General features: G+C 71.7%; 14 protein-coding genes. 3 read left to right on the top strand and 11 right to left on the bottom strand.

What is annotated here, in order from left to right; translation table 11 throughout:
- Window positions 1-79: 79 nt before the first annotated feature.
- The 6 genes from K8556_RS14435 to K8556_RS14410 form a co-directional block, all read right to left on the bottom strand.
- Window positions 80-937: a hypothetical protein gene (locus tag K8556_RS14435; protein WP_223740647.1), complete on the bottom strand. Its 858-nt coding sequence runs from the start codon at window positions 935-937 to the stop codon at window positions 80-82.
- A 139-nt stretch (window positions 938-1,076) separates the two neighbouring features.
- Window positions 1,077-1,967: a hypothetical protein gene (locus K8556_RS14430; protein ID WP_223740646.1), complete on the bottom strand. Its 891-nt coding sequence runs from the start codon at window positions 1,965-1,967 to the stop codon at window positions 1,077-1,079.
- A complete protein-coding gene (locus K8556_RS14425; RefSeq protein WP_223740645.1) occupies window positions 1,964-2,230 on the bottom strand; it encodes a hypothetical protein in 267 nt (88 codons plus the stop codon). The genes K8556_RS14430 and K8556_RS14425 overlap by 4 nt, the downstream gene beginning before the upstream one ends.
- Window positions 2,231-2,362: 132 nt before the next feature.
- Window positions 2,363-2,719, bottom strand: a complete 357-nt coding sequence (yhbY, locus tag K8556_RS14420; protein ID WP_223740644.1) for a ribosome assembly RNA-binding protein YhbY — start codon at window positions 2,717-2,719, stop codon at window positions 2,363-2,365.
- A 30-nt stretch (window positions 2,720-2,749) separates the two neighbouring features.
- Complete coding sequence (locus K8556_RS14415; RefSeq protein WP_223740643.1) at window positions 2,750-5,443, bottom strand: DnaJ domain-containing protein; 2,694 nt, start codon at window positions 5,441-5,443, stop codon at window positions 2,750-2,752.
- A gap of 106 nt (window positions 5,444-5,549) precedes the next feature.
- Complete coding sequence (locus tag K8556_RS14410; RefSeq protein WP_223740642.1) at window positions 5,550-6,362, bottom strand: hypothetical protein; 813 nt, start codon at window positions 6,360-6,362, stop codon at window positions 5,550-5,552.
- A gap of 62 nt (window positions 6,363-6,424) precedes the next feature.
- Here K8556_RS14410 and K8556_RS14405 point away from each other — a divergent pair, with 62 nt between their 5' ends.
- Window positions 6,425-7,210, top strand: a complete 786-nt coding sequence (locus tag K8556_RS14405) for a TSUP family transporter (RefSeq protein WP_223740641.1) — start codon at window positions 6,425-6,427, stop codon at window positions 7,208-7,210.
- A gap of 1 nt (window position 7,211) precedes the next feature.
- On the opposite strand, the gene K8556_RS14400 is transcribed toward K8556_RS14405, so the two are convergent.
- From K8556_RS14400 to K8556_RS14380, 5 genes are all read right to left on the bottom strand, one after another.
- Complete coding sequence (locus K8556_RS14400; RefSeq protein WP_223740640.1) at window positions 7,212-7,736, bottom strand: YfbM family protein; 525 nt, start codon at window positions 7,734-7,736, stop codon at window positions 7,212-7,214.
- 8 nt (window positions 7,737-7,744) lie between these two features.
- Window positions 7,745-8,254 carry a biotin/lipoyl-containing protein gene (locus tag K8556_RS39475; RefSeq protein WP_304503965.1) on the bottom strand — a complete coding sequence of 170 codons (510 nt, stop codon included), beginning with the start codon at window positions 8,252-8,254 and terminating at the stop codon, window positions 7,745-7,747.
- Window positions 8,255-8,281: 27 nt separating this feature from the next.
- Window positions 8,282-9,799: an acetyl/propionyl/methylcrotonyl-CoA carboxylase subunit alpha gene (locus K8556_RS14390; protein ID WP_223740639.1), complete on the bottom strand. Its 1,518-nt coding sequence runs from the start codon at window positions 9,797-9,799 to the stop codon at window positions 8,282-8,284.
- Between the two features lie 40 nt (window positions 9,800-9,839).
- Window positions 9,840-10,454: a hypothetical protein gene (locus K8556_RS14385; protein WP_223740638.1), complete on the bottom strand. Its 615-nt coding sequence runs from the start codon at window positions 10,452-10,454 to the stop codon at window positions 9,840-9,842.
- Window positions 10,455-10,575: 121 nt separating this feature from the next.
- Window positions 10,576-12,138: an acyl-CoA carboxylase subunit beta gene (locus tag K8556_RS14380; protein WP_223740637.1), complete on the bottom strand. Its 1,563-nt coding sequence runs from the start codon at window positions 12,136-12,138 to the stop codon at window positions 10,576-10,578.
- Window positions 12,139-12,356: 218 nt separating this feature from the next.
- On the opposite strand from K8556_RS14380, the gene K8556_RS39470 reads away from it, so the two are divergent.
- Window positions 12,357-13,463: a site-2 protease family protein gene (locus tag K8556_RS39470; RefSeq protein WP_370639923.1), complete on the top strand. Its 1,107-nt coding sequence runs from the start codon at window positions 12,357-12,359 to the stop codon at window positions 13,461-13,463.
- Between the two features lie 40 nt (window positions 13,464-13,503).
- The gene (locus K8556_RS14370; RefSeq protein WP_223740636.1) at window positions 13,504-14,004 is read left to right on the top strand and encodes a serine/threonine protein kinase; all 501 of its coding nucleotides are present in this window, start codon (window positions 13,504-13,506) and stop codon (window positions 14,002-14,004) included.
- The last annotated feature ends 61 nt before the right edge of the window (window positions 14,005-14,065 follow it).

Below are 14,065 nucleotides of genomic sequence, written 5' to 3'. Positions count from 1 at the left end.
CGCATGTAGCGCGCCCGGTGGGAGGACGGCCACTCCCCGGTGGCCGGGGCGTGGACGGGATGACACCGGGCTCGGTGCTTCAGCGAGGCGCGGGCGTCGCGGTGCTCGTGGCGCCGAACGCGGGCGGCGAGGCGTTCAGCGGTCCGACCGAGTAGGTCCCGTCGTAGCCGTCCGGATCCTCCGCCCTCTTCTGGAGCGTGATGCCCGGGGCCCGCGCTTCGCCCCGGCTTCGCAGGGGCTGCTGGCCACAGGTGTCCGCCGTCATGCCCCGGCAGATCCACGCGGAGCCCCCGGCGTTCACCAGGTCGAGCGACACCAGCCCGGGCACCGCTTCGAGCAACCGGTGCGTCATGAACTGGAGCTTCTCGTCCCAGGGCGCGCCCACGTCGCGGCGCGCGTGCAGGTTGCCCACGAGCACGATGAAGGTATCCCCGCGCGCCTCGCTCCGCGCCTGACGGAGCCAGGCCGCCATCGTGTCGTCGCGGTCCTTGCCCCCCGCGTCGAACGCCACCACCCGCAGCGGCAGCCCCGCGCGCCGCCAGTCCCGCGCGCGCTCCAGCAACTGCCGCATGGCTTCGCTGCCGCGGCCGTCCTGCACCTCGCGGCGCCAGAAGGCGCTGTCGGGAGGTCCCTCGGCCTCACCCGCGACGAACGCGTCCAGGCGCGCCTGCTCCTCCACCGGGAGCTCCAACGCCAGCCGCACCGGCTGCCCCGAAGCCGCCGCGTGACACGCCAGCCGCGCGGCGAAGTCTGGCGCCTCCCGCGTGCCGTGGATCTCTCCCAGCACGACGAAGGCCGCGGGCTTGAGCACCGCCTCCATGCCGGGGATCACCGGGCCGCAGTCCGCCTTCGCGGGGGCCGCCGGTGCTTCTCGCGCCGTCCGGCACCCGGTCAGCAGACAGATGGCCAACAGCAGGGACCTCGGGGAAGGGCGCATGGGCAGGGTGCCTCCTGGGAGCAGAACGAGAGGCCCAGTCTCCTCCAGCCCCTCGCCCTTCGGAAACACGACGGCCCGCCCCGGAAGTGGGAGCGGGCCGGGGGTGGCTTCGCGCGCCGGCGCGGCGCGGCGGGCCGTGTCAGGCGGTGGGGATGACGACGCCCGGGTTCGACTGGCGCTGGGCCGACATGAGCGCCGAGCGCTGCAACCACCCGGCGAGCCCCAGCATCGCGAGCCCCGAGGTGCGCAGCGCGCGCAGCAGCTCCACCGCCTCCGCGGGATTGCCGGGCAACAGCGGCGCCAGCCACTCACGCGCGTCGTAGAAGAGCCACACCGCGCCGGACACGCCCATGGCCCACCACACCCACGCGAGCCGCCCACCGCGGAGCATGTACGCGACGCGGAGGATGGGCGCGACGAGCAGGATGGTCATCATGTCCGCCAGCGTGGAGGCCAGCGCGATGACCGCCGTGCACGTGGCCGCGAAGTCCTGGCCCAGGTGGCCCACCGCCGCGATGAGCGCCGGCCCACCCACCGCCAGCGCCGCCACCGCCGCCACCGCCCACAGCAGCGACGCGCGGGAGCTGGGCGGAGGCTGGAGGCCGGACTGCTTGTAGGTGCGCGACAGCAGCACCAGCGCGAACGTCGTGCACACGTTCGCCAGCACCACCACGCCCATGCGCACGGGCAACAGCGGCGACTGCGTGAAGGGCACGTCCGGCACCGCGTGCATCCAGTAGCTGCGCAGGGCGGTGCTGACGAGCGACAGCACCGCCCCCGCCGTCAAGAGCCCCCACACGCGGCGCAGGTAGTCCCCCGAGCCGAACGACAGCGCCGCCGCCGCCGTGCCCAGCACCGCGAGCAGGCCCACCGTCCAGCCCGCCACGTCCCCCACCAGCGCCAGCCGGTGCGGGTCCTGGAACGACGTGGCCACCGCGGACAGGTGCGCCACCTGGAGCACCGCGACGGCGCCCAGCCACGGCGCCACCCGCTTGAGGGCGCGGCCCGAAGAGGGACGGGGGGCGTTCATCGCAGCTTCTCCATGGCCTTCGAAAGCTCCGTGAGGGTGTTCGTCGTGCGCGCCGCGCCGATGAAGACGTTGAGCATGGGCTTGAGGCCCTCCAGCACCAGCGGCACGTCCTGAAGGCTCACCTGTTCCGGTGGACGCTTCAGGACCCGCAACGCGGCGGTGTGGATGGCCATCTTCGCGGTGAAGTCACCCAGGAGCGGCTCCAGGTGATGCATCAGCACGTCGTGCCAGCCGGGGGATGGGGAGGACGGGGAAGTCTGCACATCACCTCCGCGGGGGGAAGACCCCCAGCGTAGGGACATTTCGAACCCGGCACGAGGGCTCGCCTGCTCTCGGGCCCGCGGAAAGTGCGGGGGGCGGCCTGAATTCCCCGTGACCCCCGGAAAACCGTGCGGCTAACGGCGGCGCGGCTTCTTCTCTTCGGCCGGCTTGGGCTCGGGGCGGGGCTCGTGCGGGCCCTTGAGGATGTCCTCGAAGCGGGACTTCTGCTTGCGGCGCTTGAAGAAGAGGGCGGTGCGGCCCAGGAGCTGCGCGAGCTCCGAGCCGGTGGCCTCGGCGATGCTGTCGGCGCCTTCGTGGCGGCCTTCCGGGCCTTCGTTGATCTTGACCTTGATGAGCTCGTGGTCGTTCAGCGCCTGCTCGACGGCGGCGATGACGCCCTCGGTGACGCCGGACGAGCCGACGATGACCACGGGCTCCAGGTGGTGGCCGAGGGCCCGCAGGTGGCGGCGTTCTTTCCCGGTGAGGGGCATGGGGGGTGTCTCCTTGAAAAGGCGCGCACCCTACTTCTTTTGCGACGCCATGCGGACCTCTCGCATCGCATCGATGTGGTCCGGTTGCAGCTCGACCGTCCGCTTGAAGTGCTTGAGGGCTCCGGTCGCGTCGCCGCACAGCTTGGCGATGACGCCCAGGAAGTAGTGGGCGGGGGCGCACCGCTCGTTGCGCTTGATGGCGCCCTGGATTTCGCGGAAGGCCTCCGGCTGGGCGGCCTTCTTGTCCGGGGCGGCGAGGAAGCGCGCGTAGCCCCGCCAGGCGAAGAACTCGGGCTCCTCGGCGTTGAGGGCGATGGCGTCGTTGAGCATCTTCACGGCTTCCGGGTACTTGCGCGCCTTCACCAGGATGCAGGACTTCTGGAAGAGCTCCTCCGCCTGGAGGATGGACTGGACGTCCACGCCGTCTCCGCCGCCGCTCTTGAGTTCTTCCAGGTAGGCCGCGCGGCTCTTGTCGTCGGAGAGGGCGCGGTAGGCGTCGCCGATGTACGCGAACACCTCCGCCTTGAGCTTCTCCAGCTCCGGCGGGGCGCCCGGGGGCAGGGTGTCCGGGTGGTAGAGCTTGGCCAGGCGGAAGTAGGCGATCTTCACCGCGCTGCCTTCGGTCTGCTCGGTGAGGCCCAGCCGCTGGAAGTGGTTCTGGCCCTTCATGGTCACGGCGAGCTGGCGCAGCGCGGGCAGCTCTTCCGAACCGGGACCCGAAGCGGCCGGGGCCGCCGGAGCGGCGACGACGGGCGGGGCGGGGCGGGCGGCACCGGGGCCCGCCACGGGAGCGGCACCGGCGGGGGCACCCGGGGGGCGCGCACCCGGGCCCGCGACGGGGGCGGCACCGGCGGGGGCACCCGGGGGACGGGGCGCGGCACCGGGGCCGGCAGTGGGCGCGGCGCCCGGACGCGCGGCACCGGGACCCGCCACGGGGGCGGCACCGGCGGGGCGGGGCGCTGCGCCTGGACCCGCGACAGCCGCACCGGGCGCGGCACCTGGGCCCGCGACGGGGGCCCCGGCTCCGGCGGCTCCAGGGCCCGCGATGGGGGCACCGGGTCTGGCTGCGGCGCTCGCGGCAGCGGGCGCGGCACCCGGGCCCGCGACGGGGGCACCGGCTCCGGTGGCTCCTGGTCCCACGACGGGCACGCCGGGTCTGGCTCCGGTGCTCGCTGCGGCAGGTGCGCCGGGCGCGGCGGCCGGGCCCACGGTGGGCACGGTGCCGGACGGACGGGTCGGGTTGCCCGGGCCCGCCGTGGGTGCGGCTCCAGCGCCCACGGTGGGCACGGTGCCGGACGGACGGGTCGGGTTGCCCGGGCCTGCCGTGGGCACGGCTCCAGCGCCCACGGTGGGCACGGTGCCGGACGGACGGGTCGGGTTGCCCGGGCCCGCCGTGGGCGCGGCTCCGGGGGCTCTTGGTGCTGCTCCCGCCGCGGTGGGGCCGGCGGCCGGAGGCGGGGGCGCTGCCTGCGTGCGCGAGGCCGCCGCGAAGGAGACTCCGTTCAGCTCCTTCAACAGGAACGCCACTCGCAGCAGGTGCTCCGCGTCCTGCGGCACGTCCTGGAGCAACTGCCCCAGCGAGCGCACCCCGTCGATGAAGGAGAGCGCGCGGACCTCGTGCGGCGTCAGGCGCAGCTCGCTGGAGGCCACCCGGCCCCCGGACTTCATGATGGGCATGGGCAGCACGAAGGCCAGCCGCCGCTTGAGGTCCGCCGTCGGCATGCGCCGCACCTGGTCGCTGAGCAGCGCCCAGCGGTTGCCCAGCGGCATCGCCTTCTGCGCGGGCAGGTCCCGCGCCTCGAAGGTGAACGTCCCGGACTCCGCCCGCAGCGCCTTGCCCAGGATGCCCAGCGCCCGCTGCGCAAGCTGCGTGAACGCCGTCGCCGGCTGGAGCAGCCCCAACCCGAACAGCGCCGCCAGCAGGTCGCCGCCGAAGCGCTCCTTGGAGCCCTCCGCCTGCTGGAGCTGCTCCGCCGTCAGGAGCCTCGCGCCCATCAGCGACACGCCCAGCGCGTCCTCCGCGTGCGACGAGTCCACGTACTCCGGACTGCCCTTGCGGAAGTGGAGCCACAACGTGCGGTCCGAAAGCCCCAGCGTCAGCAGGCCCGTCTGCTCGCCCGCGGCGATGCGCCCGTACAGTTGCAGGGGCGAGCACTGCTGGAGCTGCCCCTGCGGCGGCACCGTGTTGGTCCCGTCATCCGCCAGGGGCTGCGGAGCCTGCGGAGCCGCCGCGGCCGGAGCCGCTCCCGCCGGACGGGCCACCGCGACCGGAGGCCCCGGAGGCCGCGCGGCCGCGACAGGACGCCCCGCCGCGTCGACGGGGGCACGCACGGCGCCAGGCCCGGGCCGCATCGCGCCGGGGCCCGCCATGGGCATGGCGCCAGGACCCGCGGCCGGGGCCGCTCCAGGGCCCGCCATGGGCACCGCGGCCGGACCCGCGACGGGCGCGGCCACGGGGCCGGGCGGCGGCGGAGCGATGACGGCGGGCGTGGAGGGCAGTTGCGACGCGGGCGCGCCGTCTCCCCACAGCTCCCGGGGGAACGCGTCCCGCACCTCGGGGAAGCGCCAGGGGAAGGCGAACTGCAGGCCATCGGTGGAGACCTGGAGCTTGCCCTCGATGGAGCCGCTGTCGATGAGCAGCTCGATGGTCGCGCCCGTCAGGGGCCCCCAGGTGGTGCCCCGATCGTTCCGCACCCAGTACTGCCGGACCTCGCCCTCCGCCATGTGCCGTCCTGCTCCCGCTCCTTGGACCGCCGGGAAGATGGAATTTTACCGCCGCCCGTGCCCGCGTCCAAGCAGACGACGTCACGCGAGCGGCCGGGCGGGCGTTTCAGGGCGCGGCACCCTCCATCGCCGCCAGCCCCACGTTGGCCAGGCACGCCGCGTCCGCCTGCTGCTCGGCGGGCGGGTCGAAGCAGTACACCTCGCTGTCGAAGACCTTGCAGATGCCCGCCGGGGTCCCCGCGCACGCCACCTTCCCGTACGCCGTGGTGCAGTTGTAGCCGCACACCGGGCCCGTCTCACTGAGCTTGCACTGGGGCGCCGGCAGGCCCTTGCCCCACGCGCAGAGCGCCGCGGGCGACGGGTCGAAGCAGGTGATGTGGCCGTTCTGCGCCTTGCACACGCCCATGGGCGTCTTCGCGCAGCGCACGCCTTCGGAGGCGTTCACGCAGTTGAAGCCGCACGCCATCTGCAGGCCGTTGCTGACGCACTGCGCGCGCGGCACCTGCCGGCCGAACACCGCGAACACCGCGGCGGGCGGGTCGAAGCACGTCACGTTGCCGCCCTGGCTGCGGCACACGCCCGCGGGCGTCTTCGCGCACTGCACCTTGCCGAAGTCCGTGACGCACCCGTACCCGCAGCCCACCACCCCGTCGATGGTCTTGCACTCCGAGTCCGGCAGCCCCGCGCCGTACGCCTTCACCACGTACGCCGGCGGGTCGAAGCAGGAGGCCTGCCCGTCGATGACGGTACAGCGGCCCTGGAGCGTCTGGGCGCACCGCACGCGCTGTCCATCCGACTTGCACGCGTAGCCACAGGACACGTGCCCGTCGATGGAGCGGCACGTGGCGGTGGTCGCGTCAGGCGGCGAGGGCGGCGCGGCGAGCGTCAGCGCCAGCACGGTCATCAGGGTCGCGAGCATGGACCCCATTGACCCCCAAGCTTCGACCCCGCGCAAGTAAGGGTGATAAGCGGGGCGCCATCGTGGACCTGGACGTCAGCGCGTGGAAGCTGGGGCTGTTGTGTGTCGCCGCGTTGAGCGCGGGCTTCGTGGACGCCATCGCGGGGGGCGGGGGGCTCATCAGCCTGCCCGCGCTGCTGACGGCGGGCCTGCCCGCGCACGTGGCGCTGGGCACCAACAAGGGGCAGTCCGTGTTCGGCTCGGGCGCGGCGCTGGTGCGCTTCGCGCGCGCGGGGCTGGTGGACGGGCGGCTGGCCCGCGCGACGTTCCCCTTCGGGCTGATGGGCGCGTTCGGCGGCGCGGCGCTGGTGATGCTGCTCAAGCCGGAGGTGCTCAAGCCGCTGGTGCTGGTGCTGCTCGTCGCGGTGGCGGTGTTCCTCGCCTTCCGCCGCGCGCCGCCGAAGCGGGACGGCGTGGAGCCCTCACCGCGTCCGCGCGCGCAGGCCATCGGGGCGCTCATCGCGCTCTGCATCGGCACCTATGACGGCTTCTTCGGCCCGGGCACGGGCACCTTCCTCATCGTGGCGTTCTCGTCGCTGCTGGGCCACGGCCTGGCGCGCGCGTCCGCGGACGCGAAGGTGGTGAACTTCGCCTCCAACCTGGCGTCCGTGACGCTCTTCACGCTCCGGGGCGTGGTGCTGTGGAAGGTGGCGCTGCCCATGGCCGCCGCGCAGTTCACCGGCGCGTGGCTGGGCGCGCACGTGGCGGTGAAGGGCGGCGACCGGGTGGTGCGCGTCGTGGTGCTCTGCGTGGTGGGCGCGCTGGTGCTGAAGCTGGGGCACGACGTGTGGCAGGGCTGGGCGGCCTGACTCAGCCGATGTGCACCAGCAGGCACAGGCCGCGCTTCGCCACGGCGGCGGTGAACTTCTGGAGCTCCACGAAGTAGGAGAGCAGCTCCTCCAGCGGATCCACGTCCTCCTCCAGCTCCTCCTCCTCGTCCCAGGTGCCGGGGTAGATGTCCTCCGCCTGGAGCTTCGCGGGGTCGAAGCGCTGGCGCAGGGACTGCACGGGGACCTGCTTCAGCGCCTCCGCCAGCGCCTTCACGGAAGGCGCGTCGAACACGCGCGCGGTGCCCTCATCCGACGGGATGTCGCCCACGTCCTCGCCGCCGCGCACCAGGAAGTCCAGGGGCGGCCTGCCCTCCCACGCGGTGCCGGTGAGCAGGTACTGGAGGCCGTGCCACGCCTCGCCAATGTCCAGCTCCAGGAACGCCGCGCCCTTCGCGTCGCCGAAGTCCTCCTCGTCCTCCAGGAAGGGCTCCAGCGCCTCGGGCGCCTTGAACAGGGCCTGGCGCTGCGGCTCGGTGGTGCTGCGCAGCGTGCAGAGCATCTCCATGGGGCGGGCTACTCCACGACGACGAGCTTGGCGTTGTTCTCCACGGCGGTGCCCTCCTTGGCGAACACCTCCGTGACCTTGCCGGCCTTGGGGCTCTTGAGCTCGTTCTCCATCTTCATGGCCTCCACGACCACGAGCCCCTGGCCCTCCTTCACTTCCTCCCCGACCTTGACCAGCACCTTCACCACCTTGCCGGGCATGGGCGCGAGGACGACCTGACGGCCCTCCACGGAGAAGCTGCTGGCGGCCGCGCGCATGCGCAGCTTGCGCTCATCCGCCACGTCGGTGCGGTTCACCTGCCCGCGCACCAGCGTGCCGATCTCGTCGCCGTTCTCCTCGAACTCGACGTTGTACGACTGGCCGTCCACCAGGAGCGACAGCGTGCCCGCTTCCACGGACAGCGCGTCCACCTGGAACGTCTTGCCGTTCACCGTGAGCCGGTAGCGGTCCTGGCCCAGCGACTCCAGGTCCACCGGCACCGCTTCCTTCTGGCCCTGCTGCTTCGTGAAGTAACGCATGGAGGAAAGGTCCTTGCGGGAGGAGGGTCAGCGGCGGCGGCTCTTCAACGCCAGACGCCACGGGCTGATACGGCCAGGGGTGTCACCGCCACCGGCGCGCGAGGGCAGCGTCTTGGCGCGCTTCTGGTCGCGCTGGAAGGCGTGCAGCGTGCTCGCGAGCAGCGCCACCTCGCTGAGCTTGGGGTCCTCCTCGCCCAGCAGCGCCGTGTGATGGCGGGTGAGGAAGCTGGTGTCGTAGTCCCCGCCCACGAACTCCGGGTGGGACAGGATGCCGTGCAGGTAGCGGATGTTGGTGGTGATGCCCTTCACCACGTACTCGGACAGCGCGCGCTTGGCCCGCGCGATGGCCTCCTCGCGCGTGGCGCCCCACACGGACAGCTTCGAAATCATGGGGTCGTAGAAGTTGGGCACCGTGAAGCCGGCGTACACGCCGGAGTCGTCGCGCACGTTCGGGCCGCTCGGCACGCGCAGCGCATGAATCTTGCCCGGGCTGGGCATGAAGTTGCGCGCCGGGTCCTCCGCGTACACGCGCACTTCAATCGCGTGGCCGCGCGGCGCGGGGGCCTCGAAGAGGGGCAGCTTCTCGCCTTCCGCGGCGCGGATCTGCATGGCCACCAGGTCCAGGCCGGTGACCCACTCCGTGACGGGGTGCTCCACCTGGAGGCGGGTGTTCATCTCCAGGAAGTAGAAGTTGCGGTGCACGTCCACCAGGAACTCCACCGTCCCGGCGCCCACGTAGTTGACGGCCTTGGCCGCCTTCACCGCGACCTCGCCCATCTTCGCGCGCAGCTCCGGCGTGAGGATGGGGCTGGGCGTCTCCTCCACCACCTTCTGGTGGCGGCGCTGCGCGGAGCACTCGCGCTCGTTCAGGTGGATGGTGTTGCCGTACTGGTCGGCGAAGACCTGGATCTCCACGTGGTGCGGCTTCTCCAGGTACTTCTCGATGTAGACCGCGTCGTTGCCGAAGGCGTTGAGCGCCTCGCTCTTGGCGGAGCGCCACGCGGAGTCGAAGTCCGCCAGGCCCTCCACGCGGCGCATGCCCTTGCCACCGCCGCCGCCGGCGGCCTTGAGCATGATGGGGAAGCCGATGCCCTGGGCGTACTCGCGGGCCTCCTCGATGGTGCCGATGGGCTCCGTGGTGCCGGGGACGACGGGCACGCCGGCCTTGATCATGTTGGCGCGGGCGCGGGTCTTCTCGCCCATGGCGTCCATGGCGGCGGCCGGCGGACCGATGAAGGTGATGCCGGCCTTCTCGCAGGCGCGCACGAAGGACGCGTTCTCCGACAGGAAGCCGTAGCCGGGGTGGATGGCGTCCGCGCCGGACTGCTTCGCGACCTCCAGGATGCGCTCCTGCACGAGGTAGCTCTCGCGCGAGGGCGGGGGGCCGACGAAGTAGGCCTGGTCGGCGGTGCGCACGTGCAGCGCGGAGCGGTCTGCTTCGGAGTACACCGCCACCGTGGCGATGCCGAGGTCCTTGCAGGTGCGCATCACCCGGATGGCGATCTCGCCGCGGTTGGCGACGAGCACTTTGCGGATCTTGGGCATGGGCGCCCGTCTACCATGGGGCGCCCGGGATTGCCCGCCTCTACTTGCGCAGGTTCAGGTACTCATCCATCAGCAGCTTCGCCTGGGCCAGCTTCGCCTCGACGAAGCGGTCGTCCTCGTCCGGCTCCGGGGGCGGGGCGGGGTGGGAGGGGGCCTCCACGGCCTTGCCGTCCGGCCCGAAGTCCACCGCGGCCGCCAGCAGGTTGCGCGCGGCATTCCCGCTGAAGAGCCGGGCCAGCGCCGTCGTCTCCACGTCCAGCCAGCGCGCGGCCTGGCGCAGGACGTCCAGGTACTCGCCCTCCATGGCGCGGGGCGGGCGGCTGGGGGCGGCCATGCAGACGCGCGCGTAGCTGTGCTCCCGGTCCACGTACATGCCCATGGAGCGGTCGCGGAAGTCCCGGGAGAGCGCCTGCGTCATGGCGTCCACGTGCTCCTCGGGGGAGGAGACCTTGCCGGACGTCTTGCCGGAGACGAGGGGAATCTCCGCCACGTGCCAGCCGGTGTCGGCCAGCGACTCCGGACGGGGTTCCACCCACTTCACTTCAGGACACGGGAGGTCGAGCCCCTCGCACACGCCCTTGAGCGTCTGACGCAGGGCGGTGAGGTTTCCTTCGACGTCGGAGAGGAAGAGAACGAGTCGGCGCTGCTGGGACACGGGGGGGGCTCCTTGAGTGGCCCCGTGAAAGCCCCGGCGTTACCTGAGAATTTCCGGAAGTCTCCACGCCCGCCTGCCCCCCAGGCGGCGGGCGCGTGCGGGCGCGGGTCCGGGACTTCTCCTACAGCGGGATGTTGCCGTGCTTGCGCGGCGGGTTCTCCTGCCGCTTGTCCTTGAGCATCTCCAGCGCGCGGATGACCTTGGCGCGGGTCTCCTCCGGACGGATGACCTCGTCGATGTAGCCCAGCTCCGCCGCCTTGAACGGGTTGGCGAACTTCTCGCGGTAGTCGTCCGTGAGCTTCTTGCGCTCGGCGTTGGCGTCCTGGGCCTTGAGCAGCTCGTTGCGGAAGATGATGTTCACCGCGCCCTCCGGGCCCATCACGGCGATTTCGGCGGTGGGGTAGGCGTAGTTGATGTCCGCGCGGATGTGCTTGGACGCCATGACGTCATACGCGCCGCCGTAGGCCTTGCGGGTGATGAGGGTGATTTTCGGGACGGTGGCTTCCGCGTACGCGTAGAGCAGCTTGGCGCCGTGGGTGATGATGCCGCCCCACTCCTGGTCGGTGCCGGGGAGGAAGCCGGGCACGTCCACCAGGGTGAGCAGGGGGATGTTGAAGCAGTCGCAGAAGCGCACGAAGCGCGCGGCCTTCACGCTGGCGTCGATGTCCAGGCAGCCGGCGAGCACCGCGGGCTGGTTGGCGACGATGCCCACGCTCTTGCCGTTCATGCGCGCGAAGCCGACGACGATGTTCTTCGCGAAGTGCTCCTGCACCTCGAAGAAGTGCTTGGAGTCCACGATGGCGCGGATGATCTCCTTGATGTCGTAGGGCTTGTTCGGGTTCGCCGGGACGATGGACTTGAGCGACTCCTCGGCGCGGAACGGGTCGTCGTCACACGGCTGCGCGGGCGGGTCCTCCTGGTTGTTGGAGGGCAGGTACGAGAGCAGCTCGCGCGTCATGGCGATGGCGGCCTGCTCGTTCTCCGCGGCGAAGTGGGCCACGCCGGACTTCTGGTTGTGCGTGAGCGCGCCGCCCAGGGACTCCTTGGAGACCTCTTCGTGCGTCACCGTCTTGATGACGTCCGGGCCGGTGATGAACATGTACGACGTGTCCTTCACCATCATGATGAAGTCCGTGATGGCGGGCGAGTACACCGCGCCGCCCGCGCACGGCCCCAGGATGAGCGAAATCTGGGGGACGACGCCGGACGCCAGCGTGTTGCGCAGGAAGATGTCCGCGTAGCCGGCCAGGGACTCCACGCCTTCCTGGATGCGCGCGCCGCCGGAGTCGTTGAGCCCGATGACGGGCGCGCCCACGCGGGTGGCCAGGTCCATGATCTTGCAGATCTTCTGGGCGTAGGCGCCGGAGAGCGAGCCGCCGAAGACGGTGAAGTCCTGGGCGAAGACGAACACCTGCCGGCCCTCCACGGTGCCGTAGCCGGTGACGACGCCGTCGCCGAGGATCTTCTTGTCGCCCATGCCGAAGTCGTGGCTGCGGTGGGTGACGAACTTGTCCAGCTCGCTGAAGGAGCCGGGGTCGAGGAGCAGGTCGATGCGCTCGCGGGCCGTGAGCTTGCCGGCCTCGTGCTGCTTGGCGATGCGGTCGGCGCCGCCGCCCTGCTCGGCCTGCTGCTCCATCTGCTGGAGCCGTGCGCGCAAGGGATCGTTCTCGGGGGTCGTGGCCATGGGGGGCCGCTCTAACACGATTGGCGGGCGCTGGCAGCGCTTCCCTCGCCTCTGGTGGGGTGGGCGGACGGCCGGGCCCCCCGTGCATGGGGCGGGGACGGGACGGAAGTTCAGGATTTCCGACACCGCGTCTCCTGGGCTCCGGGGCCGGGAGGCGGGCAGGGAGGTGGGCGATGCGTTCGAGGCCGGGAGCACTGCAGGTGGGCTCTTTCCGGGGGGTGCCCATCCGGGTCCATGTCTCCCTGTTGATAGCGCTGCCCATCCTGGCGCTGTCGTTCGGCGGGGCGCTCCAGCAGGCGGCGGAGACGGCGGACGTGCCGCCGGGCGCGCTGGGGGGGCACCCGTGGGCGTGGGGGCTGGCGGTGGCGGTGGGGCTGTTCATGTCGGTGCTGCTGCACGAGATGGCGCACACCCTCTATGCGCTGCGGCATGGCGGCGAGGTGCACGGCATCACGCTGATGATTGTCGGAGGCGTGTCGGAGCTGGCGGAGGTGCCCAAGCGCCCCCGGGACGAGGCGGTGATGGCGCTGGTGGGGCCGCTGACGAGCCTGGGGCTGGCGGCGTTCCTGGGCGCGCTGACGTGGGTGATGCACGGCCTGGGGCTGTTCCAGGTGCAGTTCGCGCTCTTCACGCTGGCGATGCTCAACGCGGTGCTGGGGGGCTTCAACCTGTTGCCGGCGTTCCCCATGGACGGGGGGCGCATCGTGCGCGCGGCGCTGACGCCGAGGTTGGGGATGGTGCGGGCGACGAAGGTGGCGGCGGGGCTGGGGCGGGTGTTCGCGGTGCTGTTCGGCGTGTGGGGGCTGGCGACGCTGAACCCGTTCACGCTGGTGGTGGCGTTCTTCGTGTTGATGGGGGCGGAGGGGGAGTCGCGGCAGGTGCGGATGAAGGCGCTGTTGGAGCGCGTGAAGGTGGAGGCGCTGATGACGCCCCGGATGGTGGGCGTGGACCTGGACCTGTCCATGCAGGACGCGCACTGGGCGATGCGGCACGAGCACGTGAACGCGTTGCCGGTGACGAGCGCGGGGCGGCCGGTGGGGCGGGTGACGTGGGCGGCGGTGCAGGCGGTGCCGGAGGCGCAGCGCGCGGGCTACGTGGTGCGCGACGCGATGGAGGACGGGGTGGTGGCTGACCTGCGCGAGGACGGGTGGACGGCGCTGCGCAGGATGGCGGAGGCGCGCGTGCCCATGGCGTCGGTGGTGGATGAGGACGGGCTGCTCGCGGGGACGCTGGATTGGAATGACATCCAGCGGGGGCTGGCGCGCGAGGAGGAGGCGGAGAAGAACCGGTCCCGGACGGGGTGGCCCCGGGAGCGGACGGCGTAGGTTGGATGGGAGGCATCCACCCTGGTAAGTGGGGCCCTCCATGTCCTCTTCGCTGTCACTCAAATGCGGCCTGCTGCTCGGCACTTGCGTCCTGCTCGCTACGTCTTCTGGATGTACCAGCAGCGGGGTGTCGCTGCGCTCCGATGGAACTCCGGGACCGCAGGAGTGCTCGGAGGAAGCCAAGCGGACGATGCGTGCCTTGAAGTTGCGTGTGGGGGACGCGCAATTGGTCGAACTGGACGCGAATCAGATTGGTTCACGGCGTCCCACGCTCTACGACGGACCGATTGAGAGCATCCTCGAGGATGACTTCGGCACGCTGGAGGCGACGACCCGTTTGTATGGGCAGGTCTGGACGAGCGGACCGCAGGTCGTCATCCGGTACTACGAGGCCCATCCACCGGACAGCGAGAAGTTCCCCATCTGCGCCGTGGCCCGACTTAGCCAGGACCAGATGCGGAAGAGTCCGGACTCGAAGCCTGGGACGGCGATTCTCGAAGGTTCCACCGCAGCGGCCTACGTCGTTGATGCGTTCCGGTAGCGGACGGCAACGCGCTCCGGGTGAATAGGTTCACGTTGACCACGTCGGGACGGGTGTCTCC

This window comes from Corallococcus sp. AS-1-12, assembly GCF_020036995.1.
Lineage (GTDB): Bacteria > Myxococcota > Myxococcia > Myxococcales > Myxococcaceae > Corallococcus.
Note: the sequence above shows the minus strand (reverse complement) of the source record. Positions and strands in the feature narration are given on the sequence as shown.